The organism is Mycobacterium sp., from assembly GCF_052143115.1.
Taxonomy (GTDB): Bacteria; Actinomycetota; Actinomycetes; order Mycobacteriales; family Mycobacteriaceae; genus Mycobacterium.
This window is the reverse complement of sequence record NZ_JBKQTQ010000255.1, coordinates 1-17,943: the sequence shown is the minus strand read 5'-3', so window position 1 is coordinate 17,943 and position 17,943 is coordinate 1. Positions and strand designations below refer to the sequence as shown.

Annotated in this window: 16 protein-coding genes and 6 pseudogenes; 5 read left to right on the top strand and 17 right to left on the bottom strand. The window is 65.0% G+C overall.

All coding sequences use genetic code 11. The features are described 5' to 3' along the window. Nucleotides 1-1,367, bottom strand: a 1,367-nt coding sequence (locus tag ACLQI9_RS25400; RefSeq protein ID WP_442376233.1) for an adenylate/guanylate cyclase domain-containing protein, incomplete at its 3' end; no start/stop codon positions are given. A gap of 87 nt (nt 1,368-1,454) precedes the next feature. On the opposite strand from ACLQI9_RS25400, the gene ACLQI9_RS25395 reads away from it, so the two are divergent. Further along, nucleotides 1,455-2,219 carry an SDR family oxidoreductase gene (locus ACLQI9_RS25395; protein WP_442376235.1) on the top strand — a complete coding sequence of 255 codons (765 nt, stop codon included), beginning with the start codon at nt 1,455-1,457 and terminating at the stop codon, nt 2,217-2,219. A gap of 31 nt (nt 2,220-2,250) precedes the next feature. Beyond that, nucleotides 2,251-3,102 carry an NmrA family NAD(P)-binding protein gene (locus ACLQI9_RS25390; protein WP_442376237.1) on the top strand — a complete coding sequence of 284 codons (852 nt, stop codon included), beginning with the start codon at nt 2,251-2,253 and terminating at the stop codon, nt 3,100-3,102. A 27-nt stretch (nt 3,103-3,129) separates the two neighbouring features. Here ACLQI9_RS25390 and ACLQI9_RS25385 read toward each other — a convergent pair whose 3' ends face one another. The 4 genes from ACLQI9_RS25385 to ACLQI9_RS25370 are packed head-to-tail and all read right to left on the bottom strand — an operon-like array spanning nt 3,130 to nt 5,808. Continuing rightward, nucleotides 3,130-3,906, bottom strand: coding sequence for an SDR family oxidoreductase (locus tag ACLQI9_RS25385; protein WP_442376239.1), 777 nt, complete (start codon nt 3,904-3,906; stop codon nt 3,130-3,132). Continuing rightward, nucleotides 3,903-4,805: an NAD(P)-dependent oxidoreductase gene (locus ACLQI9_RS25380; RefSeq protein ID WP_442376240.1), complete on the bottom strand. Its 903-nt coding sequence runs from the start codon at nt 4,803-4,805 to the stop codon at nt 3,903-3,905. The genes ACLQI9_RS25385 and ACLQI9_RS25380 overlap by 4 nt, the downstream gene beginning before the upstream one ends. A 34-nt stretch (nt 4,806-4,839) precedes the next feature. Next, nucleotides 4,840-5,256, bottom strand: a complete 417-nt coding sequence (locus ACLQI9_RS25375; protein ID WP_442376242.1) for a cupin domain-containing protein — start codon at nt 5,254-5,256, stop codon at nt 4,840-4,842. A 42-nt stretch (nt 5,257-5,298) separates the two neighbouring features. Beyond that, nucleotides 5,299-5,808, bottom strand: a complete 510-nt coding sequence (locus ACLQI9_RS25370) for a Dps family protein (RefSeq protein WP_442376244.1) — start codon at nt 5,806-5,808, stop codon at nt 5,299-5,301. Nucleotides 5,809-6,022: 214 nt separating this feature from the next. On the opposite strand from ACLQI9_RS25370, the gene ACLQI9_RS25365 reads away from it, so the two are divergent. Then, entirely contained in the window at nt 6,023-6,643 is a 621-nt protein-coding gene (locus ACLQI9_RS25365) for a helix-turn-helix domain-containing protein (RefSeq protein ID WP_442392352.1), read from the top strand. A 17-nt stretch (nt 6,644-6,660) separates the two neighbouring features. Here ACLQI9_RS25365 and ACLQI9_RS25360 read toward each other — a convergent pair. From ACLQI9_RS25360 to rpmB, 4 genes and pseudogenes are all read right to left on the bottom strand, one after another. Further along, a pseudogene (locus tag ACLQI9_RS25360) lies at nt 6,661-6,759 on the bottom strand (30S ribosomal protein S18); the annotation flags it as partial. Continuing rightward, a pseudogene (locus ACLQI9_RS25355) lies at nt 6,742-6,949 on the bottom strand (30S ribosomal protein S14); the annotation flags it as partial. The pseudogenes ACLQI9_RS25355 and ACLQI9_RS25360, both read right to left, overlap by 18 nt. After that, nucleotides 6,950-7,114, bottom strand: a complete 165-nt coding sequence (gene rpmG, locus ACLQI9_RS25350) for a 50S ribosomal protein L33 (RefSeq protein ID WP_325675702.1) — start codon at nt 7,112-7,114, stop codon at nt 6,950-6,952. It abuts the pseudogene before it with no gap. A gap of 59 nt (nt 7,115-7,173) precedes the next feature. After that, nucleotides 7,174-7,407, bottom strand: a pseudogene (rpmB, locus tag ACLQI9_RS25345) (50S ribosomal protein L28); the annotation flags it as partial. A 123-nt stretch (nt 7,408-7,530) separates the two neighbouring features. Between rpmB and mrf the strand changes: the two are divergent. Both mrf and ACLQI9_RS25335 read left to right on the top strand, forming a co-directional pair. Then, a complete protein-coding gene (gene mrf / locus ACLQI9_RS25340; RefSeq protein WP_442376248.1) occupies nt 7,531-8,727 on the top strand; it encodes a ribosome hibernation factor-recruiting GTPase MRF in 1,197 nt (398 codons plus the stop codon). After that, nucleotides 8,727-8,981, top strand: coding sequence for a type B 50S ribosomal protein L31 (locus ACLQI9_RS25335; RefSeq protein ID WP_442376250.1), 255 nt, complete (start codon nt 8,727-8,729; stop codon nt 8,979-8,981). The genes mrf and ACLQI9_RS25335 overlap by 1 nt, the downstream gene beginning before the upstream one ends. On the opposite strand, the gene ACLQI9_RS25330 is transcribed toward ACLQI9_RS25335, so the two are convergent. The 8 genes and pseudogenes from ACLQI9_RS25330 to ACLQI9_RS25295 form a co-directional block, all read right to left on the bottom strand. Further along, nucleotides 8,982-11,786, bottom strand: coding sequence for a toll/interleukin-1 receptor domain-containing protein (locus ACLQI9_RS25330; protein WP_442376252.1), 2,805 nt, complete (start codon nt 11,784-11,786; stop codon nt 8,982-8,984). Between the two features lie 67 nt (nt 11,787-11,853). After that, nucleotides 11,854-13,218 (bottom strand): aldehyde dehydrogenase family protein, encoded by a 1,365-nt coding sequence (locus ACLQI9_RS25325; RefSeq protein ID WP_442376267.1) that lies wholly within the window; start codon nt 13,216-13,218, stop codon nt 11,854-11,856. 14 nt (nt 13,219-13,232) lie between these two features. Next, nucleotides 13,233-14,330: a phenazine antibiotic biosynthesis protein gene (locus ACLQI9_RS25320; RefSeq protein WP_442376254.1), complete on the bottom strand. Its 1,098-nt coding sequence runs from the start codon at nt 14,328-14,330 to the stop codon at nt 13,233-13,235. An 83-nt stretch (nt 14,331-14,413) separates the two neighbouring features. After that, nucleotides 14,414-14,632 (bottom strand): annotated as a pseudogene (locus tag ACLQI9_RS25315) (hypothetical protein); the annotation flags it as partial. A gap of 30 nt (nt 14,633-14,662) precedes the next feature. After that, on the bottom strand, nt 14,663-15,208 hold the full coding sequence (locus tag ACLQI9_RS25310) for an esterase/lipase family protein (RefSeq protein WP_442376255.1): 546 nt from the start codon (nt 15,206-15,208) through the stop codon (nt 14,663-14,665). 12 nt (nt 15,209-15,220) lie between these two features. Continuing rightward, nucleotides 15,221-15,442, bottom strand: a complete 222-nt coding sequence (locus ACLQI9_RS25305) for a hypothetical protein (protein ID WP_442376257.1) — start codon at nt 15,440-15,442, stop codon at nt 15,221-15,223. After that, nucleotides 15,426-17,242 (bottom strand): annotated as a pseudogene (locus tag ACLQI9_RS25300) (AMP-dependent synthetase/ligase). The gene ACLQI9_RS25305 and the pseudogene ACLQI9_RS25300 overlap by 17 nt, the downstream one beginning before the upstream one ends. Before the next feature lie 160 nt (nt 17,243-17,402). Then, a pseudogene (locus ACLQI9_RS25295) lies at nt 17,403-17,943 on the bottom strand (carboxylic acid reductase); the annotation flags it as partial.

The window sequence follows — 17,943 nt, the reverse complement described above, 5'->3', positions numbered from 1 at the left end:
TACTGCTTGACCGTCGCGAGGGTCCGCTCGAGAGCGCACAGACACCATTGGCCCGGCACGCCTTTCAGGTCGTGCTCGCCGCGGTCGGCGAACCGGTGCCGCGAGCCGGTGACGATGTCGCGCACCGTCGACGACACCAGCACCTCGCTGGGCCCCGCCAGCGCCGCGACGCGCGCACCGATATGCACGGCCAACCCGGCGACATCAGCACCGCGCACTTCGACCTCGCCCGCGTGAATACCCACCCGCACCTCGATGCCCAGCACCCGGATCGCGTCGATAAGGGAGTCGGCGCACGCGATCGCGGCACTCGGGCTGGTGAAGGTCGCGACGAATCCGTCGCCGGCGGTGTTCACTTCGCGACCGCCGAACCGCTCGAGTTCGTGGCGCACGATGGTGTCGTGGTTGTCGAGCAGGTCCCGCCACCGGTCGTCGCCGAGGACGGCGGCGCGCTCGGTCGAGCCGACGATGTCGGTGAACATGATCGTGGTAAGCACCCGCTCGGCGCCGAACCCGCCGCGCACGCCGGTGATGAACTCCTCGATCTCGTCGAGCATCGGCGCGGTGTCGCCGACCCAGTACAGGGCGTCGCCGCCCGGCAGCTCGACGAAACGCGATCCGCCGATGTGCTCGGCAAGATAACGGCCGTTCGCGATCGGGGTGAAGTCCGGGTTGTCGCGATGCATGATCAACGTCGGCGCGGTGATGCGGGCAAGTGTGTCGCGCACATCGGACTGACGCACGACCTCGATAACCGCGCGGGCCATGCTGGGGGAGGCGGCGCGGTTGCCTGCCATGTCCCACCAAGCGCGGAAGGCATCGTCGCCGGCGACGCTCGGCGCCATGACGGCGAGGATGTCGACGCCCTGATCGACGGCGTCGGGCTCCATCGCGACCGTCAAATAGGGATCGGCGTGGCTAATTTCGAACCCGATCGGATAGTCGGGAGCGCGCAGGGTACGGGCCGCGCCGTTGACGATCACCAGGCTGCTCACTCGCTCGGGGTAGTCGGCCGCGAGAACGAGTCCGGTCATCGAGGCGAAGTAGGGAGCCAGGACGGTCGCCCGCTCGCACCCGATCGCGTCCAACACGGAGATGGCGTCTTTGGCCCAGAACTTCGGCCCGATCGCGTCGAGTGACGGGACCCGCGACGACATGCCAATGCCGCGCTGGTCGAGGCGGATCACCCGAGCGAAGGATGCCAGCCTGCGGTGGAAGCGGTACATCGACGGCTCGGCGTCGACCGTGTCGATCGGGATGGATGGCCCCGGCAGCACCAGCAGGTCGGTCGGCCCATCGCCGAAGGCCTGGTAGGCGATGTCGACCTCGCCACAAGTGGCGTAGCGAGTCCGCGGAAACTGCGCCACCAGTACAGGCTAGTTCAGGGCGCCGACACGTTTACGAGGTCTTCTTCGAGTATGCAGGTATAAGACGCGAGGGAGAGGGAGAAAGCCATGCAGATGACGGGCAACACCATCCTGGTGACCGGCGGGGGCACCGGGATCGGCCGCGGCTTGGCCGAGTCATTTCACCGGCTGGGCAACCAGGTCGTCATCGCCGGCCGACGTCAAGAACCGCTTCAGGCGGTCGCCGAGGCCAACCCGGGCATCCAGTACCTGTCGCTGGATCAAGGCGACCCCGCCGATATCCGGCGATTCGCCATTGAGCTCAACGACAGCTATCCGGACCTCAACGTCATCGTCAACAATGCCGGCATCCAGCGCGTCGAGGACCTCGCCGGCGGTGGCCCCGGGACGGCGGAACAGACCGTCGCGATCAACCTGTTGGGCCCCATCCGGCTCACCGCGGCGTTGCTGCACCGGCTCCTGGGCAAGCCAAACGCGGCAATCCTCAACGTCACGTCCGGGCTGGCGTTCATGCCGAGCGCGCTCACACCGACGTATTGCGCCACCAAGGCAGCGCTGCACTCCTACACCCAGTCGCTGCGTTTTCAGCTGCGCGAGACCTCTGTCCAGGTTATCGAAATCATTCCGCCGCAGGTCCAGACCGCCTTGCAGGGCGACCGTGGATTCGACCCGAGGGGAATGCCGTTGGATGAGTACATCACCGAGACGATGACGCTCTTGCAGACATACCCGCAGGCCGACGAGATCGTCGTGGAGCGGGTCAAGGGGTTCCGGTTCGCCGAGCGGGACGGGGCCTACGACGACATCTACCCCGCCTTCAACCGGTCGATGGCAGCGGCGCTGGAGCAGTAGTACAAACTCCGCGTTAGACGGGAGAACAGCGATGCGGGTCTTGATGGTGGGAGCGACCGGACGTCACGCTCACTGGGTATTGCGTGAGCTGACCCAGCGTGGCGTTTCGGTGCGCGCTTTGGTCCGTACTGGACAGCGAGCAGATGTCGCCCGCCAAAACGGCGCCGCGGAGGTGGCCTTCGGGGACCTCACCGAACCGGCCAGCCTTCGCGACGCGCTCGCAGGGGTGGACGGTGTCTTTCACATCGGCCCGGCGCATACGGCCAACGAGGCGGAGATGGGTGTGGCCATGGTCGACGCCGCGCGGTCCGCCGGAGTACGAAAGTTCGTATTCTCGGGTGTCATTCACCCGTCGATCTCGGCGCTGACGAATCACGCCGCCGCAAAGCTGCCCGTCGAAGAGGCGCTCTACAGCTCGGACCTAGACTTCACGGTGCTGCAGCCGGCACGGTTCATGCAGAATTTCGAGCGGTCGTGGAACGACATCGTCGGCCATGACCGGTTGACCCAGCCTTACTCGCTGTCGGCGAAGATGTGCTCGGTGGACTACCGCGACGTCGCGGAGGTTGCCGCGATGGCGATGACCGGCGGCGAGCTCAGTTACGGGACATTCGAATTGAGCGCGCCCGGAATGCAGGACGGCCACGAGACTGCCGAGATCATCGGCGAGGTTCTCGGACGACCGATCGCCGCGGTGCAAATCCCGTTGGACCAGTTCGCCGCACACCTGCCCGAAGGGCCGTTCCGCGATGGCATGACTCGCATGATGGCGTACTACGACAAGCATGGTTTGCCCGGTGGCAATGCCTTGGTGTTGCGGTCGATCCTCGGCCGGGAGCCCCGGTCACTGAAGGACTACTTCCGCGAACTGGCCGCCGCTTGAAAATGAGTCAGCTTTCGAGGTCGTCGCTCAGTCTTTCCACGGCCAGTCGCCGGCATCCCACTGCTTCTGGACATCCGGGTAAAGCAATGTCTGGTCGTTGGGTAGCGATGCCTTGACGTGTCGCGTCGCGTCGTCGGTGAGCACCTCTTCATCTCCGCGCTGGACGCCATCAAGGGTCTGGCGGGCAACGTCGCCGGTGGAAATCTTGCTCTCCGGCACATTGGCTGCCATGTCGGTGTCAATCCAACCTGCGTGCACGCCAACCACGAGAGTTCCGGATGCGCGGAGTTCGATGCGAATAGCGTTCGTCAATGCCCACGCGGCTGATTTCGATGCAGCGTAGGAGCCGTTGAACGGCGATGCGAGCCAGCTGACGACCGACAGCACGTTGACTATCGCGCCGCCGCCGTTTTTGGCCAGCACCGGTGCGAATGCTCGGCACATCGCCAGCGTCCCAAAGTAATTGGTTTCCATTTCGCTGCGCGCCGCACTCAGGTCAGACGCCGCCAGCAACGGCGTACGCAGCATCGCGCCGGCGTTGTTGATCAGCACCGTGACGTCGGCACAGCGGGACGCCGCGGCGCGGACATCGTCTGGCTTGGTGACGTCCAATCGAATGGGAACGACCCGATCATCGGCGATGTCGACGGTGTCCGGGTTACGCGCTGCGGCGTAGACGCGTGCCACGCCGCGACTGAGCAGTTCTTCCACGAATGCTTTCCCCAGCCCGCGGTTGGCGCCGGTCACCAATACACTTGCGCCCGCGAGCGTTACGCCGCCCGATTCCTTCGTTACAGCGGTCATGGCTGATGGTCCCCTTTCGGAAGTGCAGCGGCTCGCGCCGCCACCTCGTACAACGTGGCGAAGTCGGACTGGCCGTAGCCGTGTCCGATCGCGGTCTGGATGGCTTGGTAGGTGGTGGCCGCCACGGGCATCGGCACCTCTAACGAGCGCGCGGCGCCGAGCCCCAGATCGAAGTCCTTGCGCAGGAGTTCGGTGGTGAAGGTGGGCTCGTAGTCATGGTTGCGGATCGCTTGGCCCTTGTACCCGATGAACACCGAACCCAGCACCGAACCGTCGATGAAATCGAGGAAAGCCGATGGGGCCACGCCGCCCTTCTCGGCCAGTACCGTCGCTTCGGCCAACGACTCCGTGATGATGCCCACCAAGAGGTTGTGGGCCAATTTGACCAGCCGCGCCTCTTCGTGCGCACCGGCATAGGTCACGCTGGGCGCAATCGCGCGCAGATACGGCAGCACGGTGTCGAAGGCTGACCTGGGGCCCGAGGCGATAATCGACGCCTGTGTGTCGGCGACGACGTTGGCGTTGCCGCTGATTGGTGCCGATAGGAACCCGATGCTGCGGCTGGCTGCCTCGGCCCGAACTTCGGCGGCGGCCTCAGCGGAAACGGTTGAGGTGTCCACCACGATGCTCGGCGCGGGCTGCGCGTCGAATAGGCCGTCGGGGCCCAGCGTCACCGCGAGCAGGTCGGGCGAGGAGCTGACCGAGGTGAACACGATGTCGCACTGCCCAAGGTCGCTGATCTTCTCGGCGTGGGTGGCGCCCAGTTCGACCAATGGCTGGGCTTTGGACGCCGTACGGTTCCAGACCGTCACCGCGGCGCCGTCGGAGATCAGGCGTGCGGCCATGGCAGCACCCATCCGACCCGTGCCGAGCCAGCCGATGCGATGATTCGCTTGCATGATTTTCTCCCTTCCTTACAACGAATTTCAGACGTCAGGCCGTGATCGAAAACTGGTGCGGGTGGGGCTCATAGCCGATGTCCTCGACCGCGCCCACACCGCTGAAGATGTGGAGCACGGTGCTGGGCGCATCGCTGACATTTCGAAACTCGTGCCAGTTGTCTCGCGGGATGACGAGTAACTGCTCGGGCTCGAGCTCCTCTCTACGGCCTGAATCGCCAAGGAATCGCAGATTTCCAGTGAGCGGGACCACGATCATGTCGGCGTGCGGATGCCGGTGCTTGTGGTGGATGAATCCGGGCGGGAAGGTCAACACGTCCGCCACGATTTCCGGTGTCCCGGTCACCGATTCATTGAGCAGGTGCTGGTTCAGCTGGTGTTCGGTGATGTCCCAACGGGTGAAGACCTCTTTGGGAACGTCGTCGAATCTCAGCAACTGAACGTCGGCCATCATAGTCTCCAAACTCTCGAACTGGCTGCGGTGCAGCAGATCTCAGGCTTTGCCGTTTTCAGACTTGAGCATCCACGCCTGCTTCTCCAGGTCGGTGATGATGCCGTGCAGCAGGTCGGCAGTCGACGGATCCGCGGCGTCGACCTCATCGTGGACAGCGCGAACCGTGTCCACCGTGGCGTAGATGCGATCGGTGATGATGTCCACCGTCTCCGTGGTCCCAACCAGGCCCGCCGGTGCAGCCGGGACGGAGGTCGTCGCTGCGACCGTGTCCGTACGCCCGTCAGGAACGGCGTCCAGCGCGCGCATACGCTCGGCGATCGTGTCAGCGCCTTCACGTGCGATGTCGACGATGTCGTCAAGCTGCAGGTGCAGGTCTCGGAAGTTGGTTCCGACCAGGTTCCAATGCGCTTGCTTGCCTTGCAGGTGCAACTCGATCAGGTCAACGAGCACGTTCTGCAGGTTTTGCACCAAGGTGTCGGGTGCGTGAAACACGTGCACCGCGTCGATGGTGCGACGGTTGGTCGTTGCGGTTGTTCCGTTCGCGGTCATGGCTGACTCCTCTTCTGTATGTATAGTATAGTGCACATCGTGTGCAGTCACGCTGTCAAGCAAAGTGGGCGGGGTCACAGATAACCGCAGATGATGGCCTTATAAACCACACGAGGTGTGCCGCAGGCTGTACAATGACGAACGCACATGTACGTGCTACTACACACTGGGAGACACCTTGACGGATGTTTCAGAGTCCCGCGCTACCAGCGGGATGCCGGGTGGGCTGGGCGGTCGACTCCGGCAGGTCCGCACCGCGCGTGGCATATCCGTACGAGAACTTGCCCGCCGGGCGGGTTGCTCGGCAAGTCTGGTCTCGCAGGTGGAACGTGGGGTGACTACGCCCTCTGCGGGCGTGGTGTACTCACTGGCCAACGAACTCGGCATTTCCCTCGATTTCTTGTTCGGCGAAACTGAGGTCGAATCAGACGAGCCGCCGCGCTCGCCGGCGATCAGCAGCCCGTGGGGTCGCGCCACCGGCCCCGGGGGAGCGGGCATCGTGCAGCGGGCGGGCGATCGCAACACCATCGAACTCTCGACGGGCGTGCGTTGGGAACGCCTCACCCCGGTGCACGACAGCAGGGTCGACTTCATCGAGGTCGTGTACGAACCCGGCGGCCAATCCACCGAGAGCGGGCGGGCCCTCCGGCACGACGGCCGCGAATACCTGTATGTCTTGCAGGGCGAGCTCGAAGCCGTCATCGGATTCGAAACGCTGCGGCTGATGCAGGGCGATTCGCTGGCATTCGATCCCGGAACCCCGCATCACTACTACAACCGCACGGCCGGGATTGTCCGCGTGCTATCCGCCGTCGTGCACGACCTGGCGCCATAACGGCGCACACATCCGCGTCACCGCACGGCGGATGGCGGGTACGGCAAAAGGGCCATCTCGCGAGCGTTCTTGATCGCCATGGCGATTTGGCGCTGCTGTTGGACCGTCGACGGCGTCGCGGTTTCGTATCCGCACGGGACTGGCATCGCGGGGTTGGCGGACCAGCGCGCGTTGCGTGGCAAGTCGCTGCTCGTAGCTGCTCGCCGGCGACCGGATGATCGCTTTGAGTTCGGCCCGCCGGTCGGCGTAGCGAGCGACCATGACGCGGCGCTGGTCGTTCTTGACGATCTTGGATTTCTTAGCCACTCAGCGTTCTTCCCGGAACTCGACGTGCCGGCGGATCACCGGGTCGTACTTTTTCAGCCTGAGCCGGTCGGGGTCGTTGCGACGGTTCTTGCGGGTGACGTAGGTGTAGCCGGTGCCCGCACTGGAGCGCAGCTTGACGATAGGGCGAATCTCGTTGCGCGCCATCAGATGCGCTCCCCCGATTCGCGCCGCCCCGGGCGATGAGCGCGCTTAGCGCGCGAAGAGAGCCGGGGCGACTCCGTCCTGAGCCGCGCGACGACGGCTTCGATGCCGTCGCGGTCGATGACCTTGATCCCTTTGGCGCTGACCCGCAACGTGATGCGGCGGTTCTCTGACGGCAGGTAATAGGTCTTCACCTGGATGTTCGGTGACCAACGCCGGCGGGTGCGCCGGTGCGAGTGCGACACCGTGTTACCAAAGCCCACTGTGCGGCCGGTGACTTGGCAGCGTGCGGAGATAGCTCCCCTTCCCGGCTGCTGAAGATAATGAAAATCGTTTTCGACAAGCCCCGCATGGCACTGTAGCGTGATCGAGAGCTTAATGAAAAGCATTTTCAGTAAGGAAGGCCAACGAGGAGGACGATGCGGACTCCCGTACTGCTCGTGGCGGGCCAGGGCGATACCGACGCGGTGGTCGGCGCCGTGTTACGCCAGCCGGGGACGCTGGTCGTCGAGCACCGGTTCGACGGCCACATCGTGCAACGGACACTGGTCGCGCTGCGGGATGGCGAACTGATCACCACCGAGGACGCTCTGGAACTGGCTCACGGCTGCGTGGCCTGCACGATCCGCAACGACTTGCTGATCCTGCTGCGCAAACTGCACCGCCGCCGCGGCGTCGACCGGATCGTCGTGCACCTGGCGCAGTGGCTGGAACCCGAGCCCATCTGCTGGGCGATCAACCACATCCGTGTTCGCGTGGGATCCGGTTACCCCGACGGCCCGGCGGCGTGCGATGTGGCGATCGCTGCGGTGTTGACCTGCGTGGACACCGTCGATTTCCTGACGCAGGCGCTGGGCGACGACGAACTGGCCGACGGACGCACCGTGGCCCAAGTCGTCGTCGGTCAGGCCGAGTTCGCCGACCTTGTCGTGCTGAACCACCCGGACCCGGTGACGCTGGCAGTTTTACGGCGGCTAACCCCACGCGCGCGCATCACCGTCGGCGTCGACCGCGTCGAATTGGCGCTGGCGCACTTGGATTCCGACTCCCGGCGCGGTCGCAGCGATCATCCGCACGCACCGCTGCTGGCCGGCCTGCCTCCGCTGGCGCCTGACGGAACGGTCGGGATTCTCGAGTTCGCCGCCCGTCGCCCGTTTCACCCCGAACGTCTGCATGCCGCAGTCGATCTGCTGCTGGACGGAGTGGTTCGCACCCGCGGTCGGCTATGGCTGGCCAACCGTGACGACGAAGTCATGTGGCTCGAATCAGCGGGCGGCGGGTTGCGCGTCGCGTCCGCCGGAAAATGGTTGGCGGCGATGACCTCCTCGGAGGTGGCATATGTCGACCCGGAACGGCGGGCGTTCGCCGATCTGATGTGGGAGCAGCGGTTCGGCGATCGGCACACCTCGATGACGATCCTGGTGTGCGGCGCCAACCCGGTCGAGATCGTCGATGCGTTGAATGGCGCTCTACTCAACGACGACGAGATCGCCTGCCCGCAAAACTGGAGCCGCTACGACGATCCATTCGGTGACTGGCACCAAGATCCGTGCTACGAAACACCCGACGTGGCAGGGGAATTCACGGCACACCGCAACAGCGACGGAGAAGCGTGATGAAACCCGACATCCATCCCGACTACCATCCGGTGGTATTCCAGGACGCCACTACCGGGGCGTTATTCCTCACTCGCTCCACGCTCACCAGTTCACGCAGCATCGAGTGGGAGACTCCCACCGGCGTGCATACCTACCCCTTGGTGGTGGTCGAGGTGTCCTGCGACTCGCATCCGTTTTGGACCGGCGCACGCCGCACGATCGATACCGCCGGCCGGGTGGAAAGGTTCTACCGACGTTACGGCCAGCGCTGATCAGTCCGGCGGAATCGGCAGGCCCGGGCAGACCGCGCGGTATTCGATCGCCGGTGAGACCCAGTCGCGCCACTGGCTATGACTCATGTTGGCGGTCAGCTTGTCGCAGATCCGCCCCGGCACCGGATCAGCGTTCCAAAACCGGATTGTCTGGTCGTCGCTCCCCGAGGCAATGCGTCGCCCATCAGGGCTAAATGCGACACTGGCCACTGCTGCGGTATGGCCGCTCAGTGGCGGCGCCAAAGTTCGACCGGTGTCGGCGTTCCACAGCCGGACGGTTTTGTCGTCACTGCCGGAGACGATCCGCTTCCCGTCGGGGCTGAACGCCACACTCGCTACCCCGCCGCCGTGTCCGGTCAACGGTTTGCCGATGGGTTGCCCGGTGTCGGGATTCCACAGCCGCACCATCTGGTCGGCGCCGCCGCTGGCCAGCCGGCGCCTGTCGGGGCTGAACGCCACGCTTCTCACCTGGGCGTCGGTGACGAGCGGTTTGCCGATTGGCTGTCGGGTGTCGGCGTTCCACAGCCGCACCGTGTTGTCGTCGCCTCCCGAGGCAATCCGGTGTCCGTCCGGGCTGAACGCCACCGAGGTCACAAACTCGGTGTGCCCGGTCAGTGGTTTTCCGATGGGTTGCCCGGTGTCGGCGTTCCACAGCCGGACTGTCTTGTCGTAGCCGCCGGAGGCGATGCGGTGTCCGTCGGGGCTGAACGCCACGCTGAACACCGTGTCGGTGTGCCCGGTGAGCGGCGTACCGATGGGTTGGCCGGTGTCGGCGTTCCACAGCCGCAGCGTTTGGTCGTAGCCGCCGGAGACGATGCGGTGTCCGTCGGGGCTGAACGCCACACTGAACACCTCGTCGGTGTGTCCGGTCAGTGGTTTGCCGATCTGTTCGCCGGTGTCGGCATTCCACAGCCGCAACGTTTTATCCCAGCTGCCGGAAACCAACCGATGCCCATCGGGGCTGAACGCCACACTGTCGACCTTCCAGGTGTGCCCGGCGAGCGGAAGGTCGGCGTCCCAGATTCGCAGGGTCCCGTCGGCGCCGCCGGACGCGATGCGCTGACCGTCGGGGCTGAATGTCGCACTGAATACCGCACCGGCGTGGCCAACGAGCGGCGGAACCAGCAGTCGACCGGTGGCGGGATTGCATGTCCGAATGGTGCCGTCGTAGCTGGCGGAGATCAGCCGCTGCCCGTCGGGGCTGAACGTGACGGTGAACACCGTGTCGGTGTGCCCGGACTGTGTCGTGCCGATGGGTTGTTCGGTGTCGGCGTTCCACATTCGCACGGTGTGGTCCTGGCTTCCCGAGGCAATGCGGTGTCCGTCGGGGCTGAACGCCACGCCGAGCACTTGGTCAGTGTGCCCCTTGAGTGGTTCACCGATCTGTTGGCCGGTGTCGGCGTCCCACAGCCGCAAGGAGTCGTCTTGGCCCGCGCTGCCGGACACGATGCGGTGTCCGTCGGGGCTGAACGCCACGCTCATCACGGGTCCGGTATGACCGGTCAGCGGGGCTCCGAGCGGTGCGCCGGTGTGGGCGTCCCACAACCGCAGTGTGGTGTCGACGCCGGCGACTAACCGGCGGCCGTCAGGACTGAACGCGACGGGAACGACAGCTCCCTCATTTCCGCCCAGCGGTGCGCCGATGGGTTGGCCAGTATCGGCGTTCCACAGCCGCACGGTGCCGTCGTTGCCGCCGGTGCTGGCCAGGGTGTGCCCGTCGGGGCTGAACGCGACCGCGAACACGTTGTCGGTGTGACCTCTCAGGGGTGCGCCGATCGGGCGCAGGGTGGTGGCGTCCCAGAGTCGTACGGTTTTGTCATCTTCGGCGGTGGCGATGCGATGCCCGTCAGGACTGAATGCAACCTTGTTGACCTCAGCGGCGGCGTCGGTCATCTTGACCGTGTTGAAGCGCATGGCCAGCGCATGCAGCAGAGCGCCGTTGTCGGGAGTGTCGACCAGCGTCCGCGCGGCGAGGAGTTGCTGGAAGGCGCGGTTGTCGCCGCCGGCGCTGGCGAAAGCGAGCATCGACTGGGTGTCGGAATTCAGCCGCTGTGCGATCGCCTGGTTGCGCTGTCGGAGCGCCTCCTGCCGTTGGATGACGGCAACGGCCGCGGCGACGACCGCGACGATAGTCAGTACCACCAGCCCGGCGACCGCCGCCGTCCGCAGCCGTCGGAAGCGTCGCTGCTCGCGCAGATCATCGCTGGCGAGTTGGTCTTTCGGCTTGCCGTGAATCGGAGCGGCCAGCGCGGTCACCTTCTCGCGGAACACCAGCGCGCGGTAATCCCACGGTGCGTCGTCTCTGACGTCGATGAACAGCGGCTCGGCCGGCAGCACACCGGGCTCGGTGAGCACCGGTGGCGCCGCGTTCGAGATCGCCGGGTCGAACCGCGCGGTCCGTTGGTCCCACTGCAGCTGCCCGTCGACCAGCACCAGCATCAGCTGCTCGCGCCCCCGATGCTGCAGCCAATAGGTGATTTCCTGGTTTACCCACTGGGATTGGGCCGCCAGCGGCGAGAGCGTGACGATGAAAAACCGCGACCGATCCAGCGCATCGACAATGCGGCTCCATAAATCCGGGCTGGCCGTCAGATCGGTGTCATCACGAAACACCCGCAGCGCGCGCAGTTGACCGAGCTGCCGTCCAATTCGGTGCAGGCCCTTCTGAATACCCGACACCGCGGGCCGATCTCGATGTGTGTAGGACAAGAACGCGTCGTAATCCAACGGCGCTGGCGACCCCGCCCGTCCCGACGGCGGGTCCGCTACCGGCTCCGTCGCATCGGGTGCGGGCTTGGCGGCCACAGGTTCACTTTGCCAGTCGGCGAACCGTGCCGTCGCAGAAGTGCAAAATTCGTGATGGACCGGCGTTTCAGTCGCGAATAAAGCCTTTGTTGCGCATCAGAAAATCGGGCAGAAACCCGTCGTGCGGGATTTCAGGTTCCCCGTAATACGTCGGGTGGTGGCCGCGGTAGACGTTGGCGATGGTCGGCTCGGCAAGCAGATCGTCGATCAGGTCTTCGTCGTTGGTGATCGCGTTGATCACCAACGAATGCCGCAGCGGGTCCAGACCGTCGGAGCGCGACCACGGCGAGACCCAAACGCACGGAAAGGGTAGCTCTACGTTGAGCTTGGCGACGTCGGGCTTGGCCATCAGGTGCACGGCCGGGCGCAGCGCGGCGCAGCCGTCGCTGAGCGCGGTGACCACCTGATCGGCGCCGAGGACCGGTGTGGTCCCCGCGGCCACGGCCGCCAGATAGGCCGCCAAAGCCGTTGCCTGATTGGTGCTTTGGGTGGGTAGGATCGCCCGCCCGTCCTCGGTCGGCAACACCGGAATCGCCGAGAGCCGTTCGCCGATCGCATCGGCCAGCGGGGTTGGGTCGCCCTCGTACAGCACGGCGGTGGTGTTGACGCAAGCGATCCCGCCCAGGTTGGCGATCGAGTCGGTGATGACATCGAGGTAGTCACGCCAGTCCTGGTCGGCGGTGATGAGGATCTTCGCCCGGCCTGGGCCGTTGACCAACACCGTCGGGTCGTTGGCGTAGAGGTCGACGACGTCTTGGCTCCCATAGACCATGGCGAGGTCGGCCGACCGGATGATCTCGTCGGCTCCACGATGATCGGTGGGCAGGTACACCGCGTCCTGCGGGCGAAATCCGGCTTCCCTCAACGCGTGAACCAGCCGGTGCGCGGTGAGCGGCTCGCGGCGTGACGGGCGGACCGCCACCCGGTATCCGAGCGCGAGCGCCTGAGGCCACAGCCCGTGCACGCCCGGACCGTTTCCCGAGGCCAGTACCGCGAACACTTCGCCGCGCCGCACCCACACCGCAGCACCGTCGCGGGTGCGCTCGTCGCGCCAATCCAGCACAGCACCGGTCGGTCGGGCCAGCTGCACCACGCCGAACGCCGAAGCGACGCCATCGGCGACGCCGCGGGCCCCCGAACGGGTCACGGCGATCGGGACCCCGGAAATCCGGCTGGCCAGCTCGACGTAGGTGTCGAAGTCCAGCCCGGCGATCACCCCGATAGCGAAAGCGTCGGCGGCTTTGGCCAACGCGGCCTCGCGTTGTTCGGCCGGCAGCGGTCGGGTGTCGCGCTGAGTGCTGATGGTGCGCGAGACATACAGCGGCGGCGCGATGCTGAGGTCGACAACCGCGACGCCGGCTGTGCTGGTGACAACTTCGCGGTTGCGGGTCTGGTAGGCACCGTTGGGACCGAGCGCGTCGATGCGCAGCAGATCCACGGAAGCCATCAGTAGACGCCTTCGATGACGGGCTCGCCTTCGAAAGCAGCGACGGGTTGCACCTCGCTGAGCGAATCGCCAACTTGGCCTTCGGGTCCCGGTATCCGGATCGCACTATCGCGCTCCAGGTTGTTCGGCAGGAACATGCCCTTGCTGAGATGGTTCATCACCACCTGCCCGCGTTGTCCGTAAGGCACTTCGTCGCCGGTGTCGGGATCCACTACCGAGAAGACGACGTAGGGTGTGCGCGGATCGAACACGAATGGCTCACCGTCGCCGTTGTGGCGAGTGACCGCCTGCGAAAGAATCATGGTGCTGCCGAACACCATGGTGATCGTCGTATTCGGGAAGATTTCCCGCAGCAAGTCAAGCGTGTCGACGTCCACATGAGCGCCGCTGAGCAGCGTGAAGCGGATCTTCTCGTTCACCAGGTTCGCCACCCGGTCGTTGCGCGCAATGGCCTCGAGCAGCGGGGGAGTGGTGTGCAGATTCGCCACGTCTTGGGTCTGGAGGATGTAAACGGCCTGTTCGATGAGATGGTCGAGGTAGGCCGACACCTCAGAGGTGGCGTTGCGGGCGGCAATCTTCTTGACCCAGCGGGGATCCAGGTCGATCGAGTGAAGCACCGAGCCGAGCCGCTGTGAGACCAGACGAGAAAAGTAGCCGACCCCGTGCGGCCCGCTCGGCATCATGCAAACGAAGCCGCGGCCGTGCAGAAAACCACCGGTGTCGAAGTCCTCGGTCTGCCATTCGATGACTTGCTCGATCCAATCCGGCAGCTGCACAGTCCTTTTGGGCGCACCTGTGGTGCCACCGGACTCGAAAATCTGCGGAATCGGCGGCGGCGAGCCGTAGCCACGGGGGATCAGCTCTTCGATGGGCACGTTCCGCAACTCGTTCAGCAGGTTGGGGAACAGCCGCAAATCGGCAAACGTGTTGACATCGGTCAGCGGGTTGAAGTTCAGCGTGCGCGCCGCGCGCAGCCAGAAATCGGAGCCGGTATCTTCGCCGAAGTGCCAGGCTATCGCCGCGCGTAAGTACGCCTCAGGGTCGTCAACCGGCGCAGACCGTGGCACATCCAGCAGCGAAAAATCGATATCGGCCATGCACCGATCATGTCGCAGCCCAGATGACCCGAGCAATCGACAGGCAGTCAATCGGGTTCACCGGGAAGGATTTTCGTACGCCGTTAACTGCTTGTAGCAGCACAATTTTCCGGGCCGACATCTCCCGGACTCGAGCAACACGTCGGCCCGACGCGGCGTTCGAGGATTCGCCACCCGTTCTCGGTGCGGCGCAGCCGGTCCGTCATGGCGGAGTAGATCCAGAGCTGCGGCATATCGGCCGGGCCCGTGACTACTTGGCCCGAGACAATCCGTGGCGAAGCCGTTTGTTCTGTCTGGCGGACGAGAAGATTGTGGTTAAGCGCCTGGCCTCCTCAGCGCTGGAACGGCCGCCAACAGTCTTCCGGTTGGGCGAGACGGTCGGCGATCACCGACAGCGTTTCCACGTTGTGGCCGTATCCGAGGTGGCTGCTGTGCATCTCGACGTTTTCGGTTTCCGGAGCAGGCACGCTGGTGCAGCACTGCCAGGCCACGATGCCATCGGTTTTGCTGTAGATGCAGGTTGTCGGGACGGAGAGCGGCTGGGCGCGGTGTTGCAGCGCCTGTTCGGAGACGGCCTTGGTGGCGTCGGCGCCGCGGTTGACGAGCTGCCATACCTTCCACGCGGTGCTGGCCCGATGGTTGCCGCGGAAGGGAGATCCCAAAGTGATCACCGACCGGACATCGTCGGGGAAGGCGCGCGCCAGTTCGCGGGCATAGATTCCGCCGGCGCTCCAGCCGATGAGGCTCACGCGGCGCCCGTCGGCCCGTTCGCGGATGTGGTGGAGGCGTGCCGGCAGGGTCTCCGTCATGCTGGCGCGGTACCCCATGTTGTAGCCCAAACCCCAGTCGTAGACGCGATAGTCCAAGCGGCGCAGCACATTACGCAGCAGCTACGTCGACAAGAGGCCGGCCAGGAATCCGGGGAGCACCAGAACGGGATGGCCGTCGCCGCGGGGCCAGTCGGCGATGCGTCGCGCAGCGCGCAGGGCGGCGAGATACTCGAGGTCGGTGCGCCACTCCAGCACACGCAGCAGATGTGCCGGCGGGGCCGCGTTGACGGCATCGGGCAGCTGAGCGGGTTGCTCGGCAACGGGTTCAGGAATAGAAGTCATTCAAGGTTTCCTTGTTCTGCTCGGCGACCACGCCGCGCTTGACTTTCAACGACGGTGTGAGTTCGCCGCGCTCGACGGAGAGCTCGTGGTCAAGCAGGGCCCATTTTTTGATGGTCTCCCACCGATTGAGGCTGGCGTTGAGCTTCTTGACGTGCTCCTCGACCATCTCGTGCACCTCGGGCGACTTGGTCAGCTCCGCGTACGACGTGTTGGCCAGGCCATGGTCCTTGGCCCAGCCGCTGATCGCGTCGGCATCGAGGGTGACCAAGGCAACGGCGAAATTGTGTCCCTCCCCGAACACCATGAACTGGCTGGCGTACAGGCACAGCGTCGCGAATTTCGCCTCGATGGCCGGCGGCGCAACGTACTTGCCGCCGGAGGTCTTGAACAGCTCCTTGATCCGCCCGGTGATCTTGAGGAACCCGTCGTCGTCAATGCTGCCCTGATCCCCGGTGGCTAGCCAGCCGTCGCCGCTGAGCGCCTCGGCGGTTTCCTTCTCCAGGTGGTGGTAGCCGGCCATCACACATTTACTGCGGAACTGGACTTCCCCGGCGTCGCTGATCCGGACCTCGGTGCCCTCGAACGGCAGACCTACCGTGCCGAGCTTGTAGTTGTCCGGGCGGTTGATGAAGCCCGCGCCGGCGGACTCGGTCAGCCCGTAGCCCTCCAGGATCAGCAGACCGGCAGCGTCGAACCATTCGGCGATGTCGCGGTTGAGTGGCGCGGAACCCGAGATGAAGAACCGTATCCGGCCCCGAACACGTCACGCACCTTGGCGAACACCAGCCGATCGAACAGCTGGTGCGGCAGCTGCAAAAAGAGCGGGACGGACTTGCCGTTGCGGCGGCGATCGGCGACCTTGCGGCCTACCGCGAACGCGGTGTTGAACAGCTGCGCTTTGAGGCCGCCTTGGTTCTGCTGGGTGGTGATGATGCGGGAGTAGGCCTTCTCGAAGATGCGGGGCGCGGCTCCCATGAACGTCGGCTTGACGAACCCGGTGTTCTCGACGATCTTGTCGACGCGGGCGTCGATTGCGCTGGCGAAGCCGCAGGCCAGCTGAGTGGAGATCAGCACCTTGCCAAATGCATGCGCGAGCGGCAGCCACAACAGCTGCAGGTCGTCCTCACCGAGCAGATCCATGTCGGCGATCGCGGCGCCAGTGTACACCCACGCCTCGTGACGCAGCCGGACCCCTTTGGGCTTGCCGGTGGTCCCCGAGGTGTAAATCAGCGTCGCCAGCCGGTCGGCGGGGATCTCCTCGGCGACGGTGCGCACGCAGGAGGGGTGGTCGGCCAGGTATTTCGCACCTTGCTCGGCGAGATCGTCCAGGGTGATCACCCAGTCGCCGTCACCGGCTCCGTCGAACACCACCACCTTGGCGAGTTTGGGCAAGTCGCCGCGACGCTCGGTGAGCTTCCCGACCTGCTTGTCGTCTTCGGCGAAGACGATCCGCGACTCGGAGTCGGCGAGGATGTAGGCGGTGTCCTCGGCGTTGGTACTCGGGTAGACGGTGGTGGTTGCCGCGCCGGCGCACATGATCGCCAGGTCGGCCAGGATCCACTCGAACCGGGTGGTCGCTGCGATACCAATCCGATCCTCAGCCGCGACACCCAGCGCCAGCAGGCTGGCTGCCAGGGCGTCCACCCGCTCGGCCGTCTGCTTCCAGGTGACCGAGGTCCAGCCGCCGTTCTCGGGGTATCGGAAAGCTTCCTTGTCTGCCGATGCCTCGACGCGCTGCAGGAACAGCATCGCCAAATTAGGTGCTTGGGTGGCCGTCGGGGTGAGGCTGGTTTGGCTCATCGAACTTCCTTTTGTGCTCTCAGCAATCTCGCACTATCGATCTTGCTGCGAGTGCCCGCTGTTAGATGGCCAAAACGTGGATTTGCCGCTTTTTCGAGGTCGTGAGGCCGCTAACGCCTACCCGGCAATGCCCCGAGTGTCATCACGCGGTCTGGGTCTGTCATAGCAGGCCCAGGTGCTGGAGGTCGGTGACATATTTGTCGATCAGCACAGACGACAGGTGTGGAATATCCTTGTCTGCGCCAATTTTGGCCGCCCGTACTGCGGTGTGGAACCCGTCGGTGGGGGTGGGTGCGCCGCGCAGCGCCTTTTCGGGTTCGCGGTAGGCGCCGAGTAACGGCAGCACCGACTGCCGTCGTTGCTTCTCCGGTAGCGCCTTCAGTGTGGTTTCAAACCGAGTAAGCCACTCGTTGTAGTCGCCGATCCGCTGGATCTCGTGGCCGGCGTCGACGAGCCAGTCGACGAAAGTGTCTAGAGAGACGCCGTCGTCGTGCGGGTTCTCCACATCGAATGAGCGGAACCCACTGCTGACCTGCTTTCCCAGGGCGGTGATGGCTTCGGCAACGAAGTCGGCGGGCAGCCCGGCGTAATGCGCCCTGACCCGATTTCCTGCAGCGTCGGTCTGATAGAAGGACCCGGGCGCGATACCCGTTGCCAGCAGGCTGAAGATCAGCCGGGTGAAATTGTCGACTACATTGACC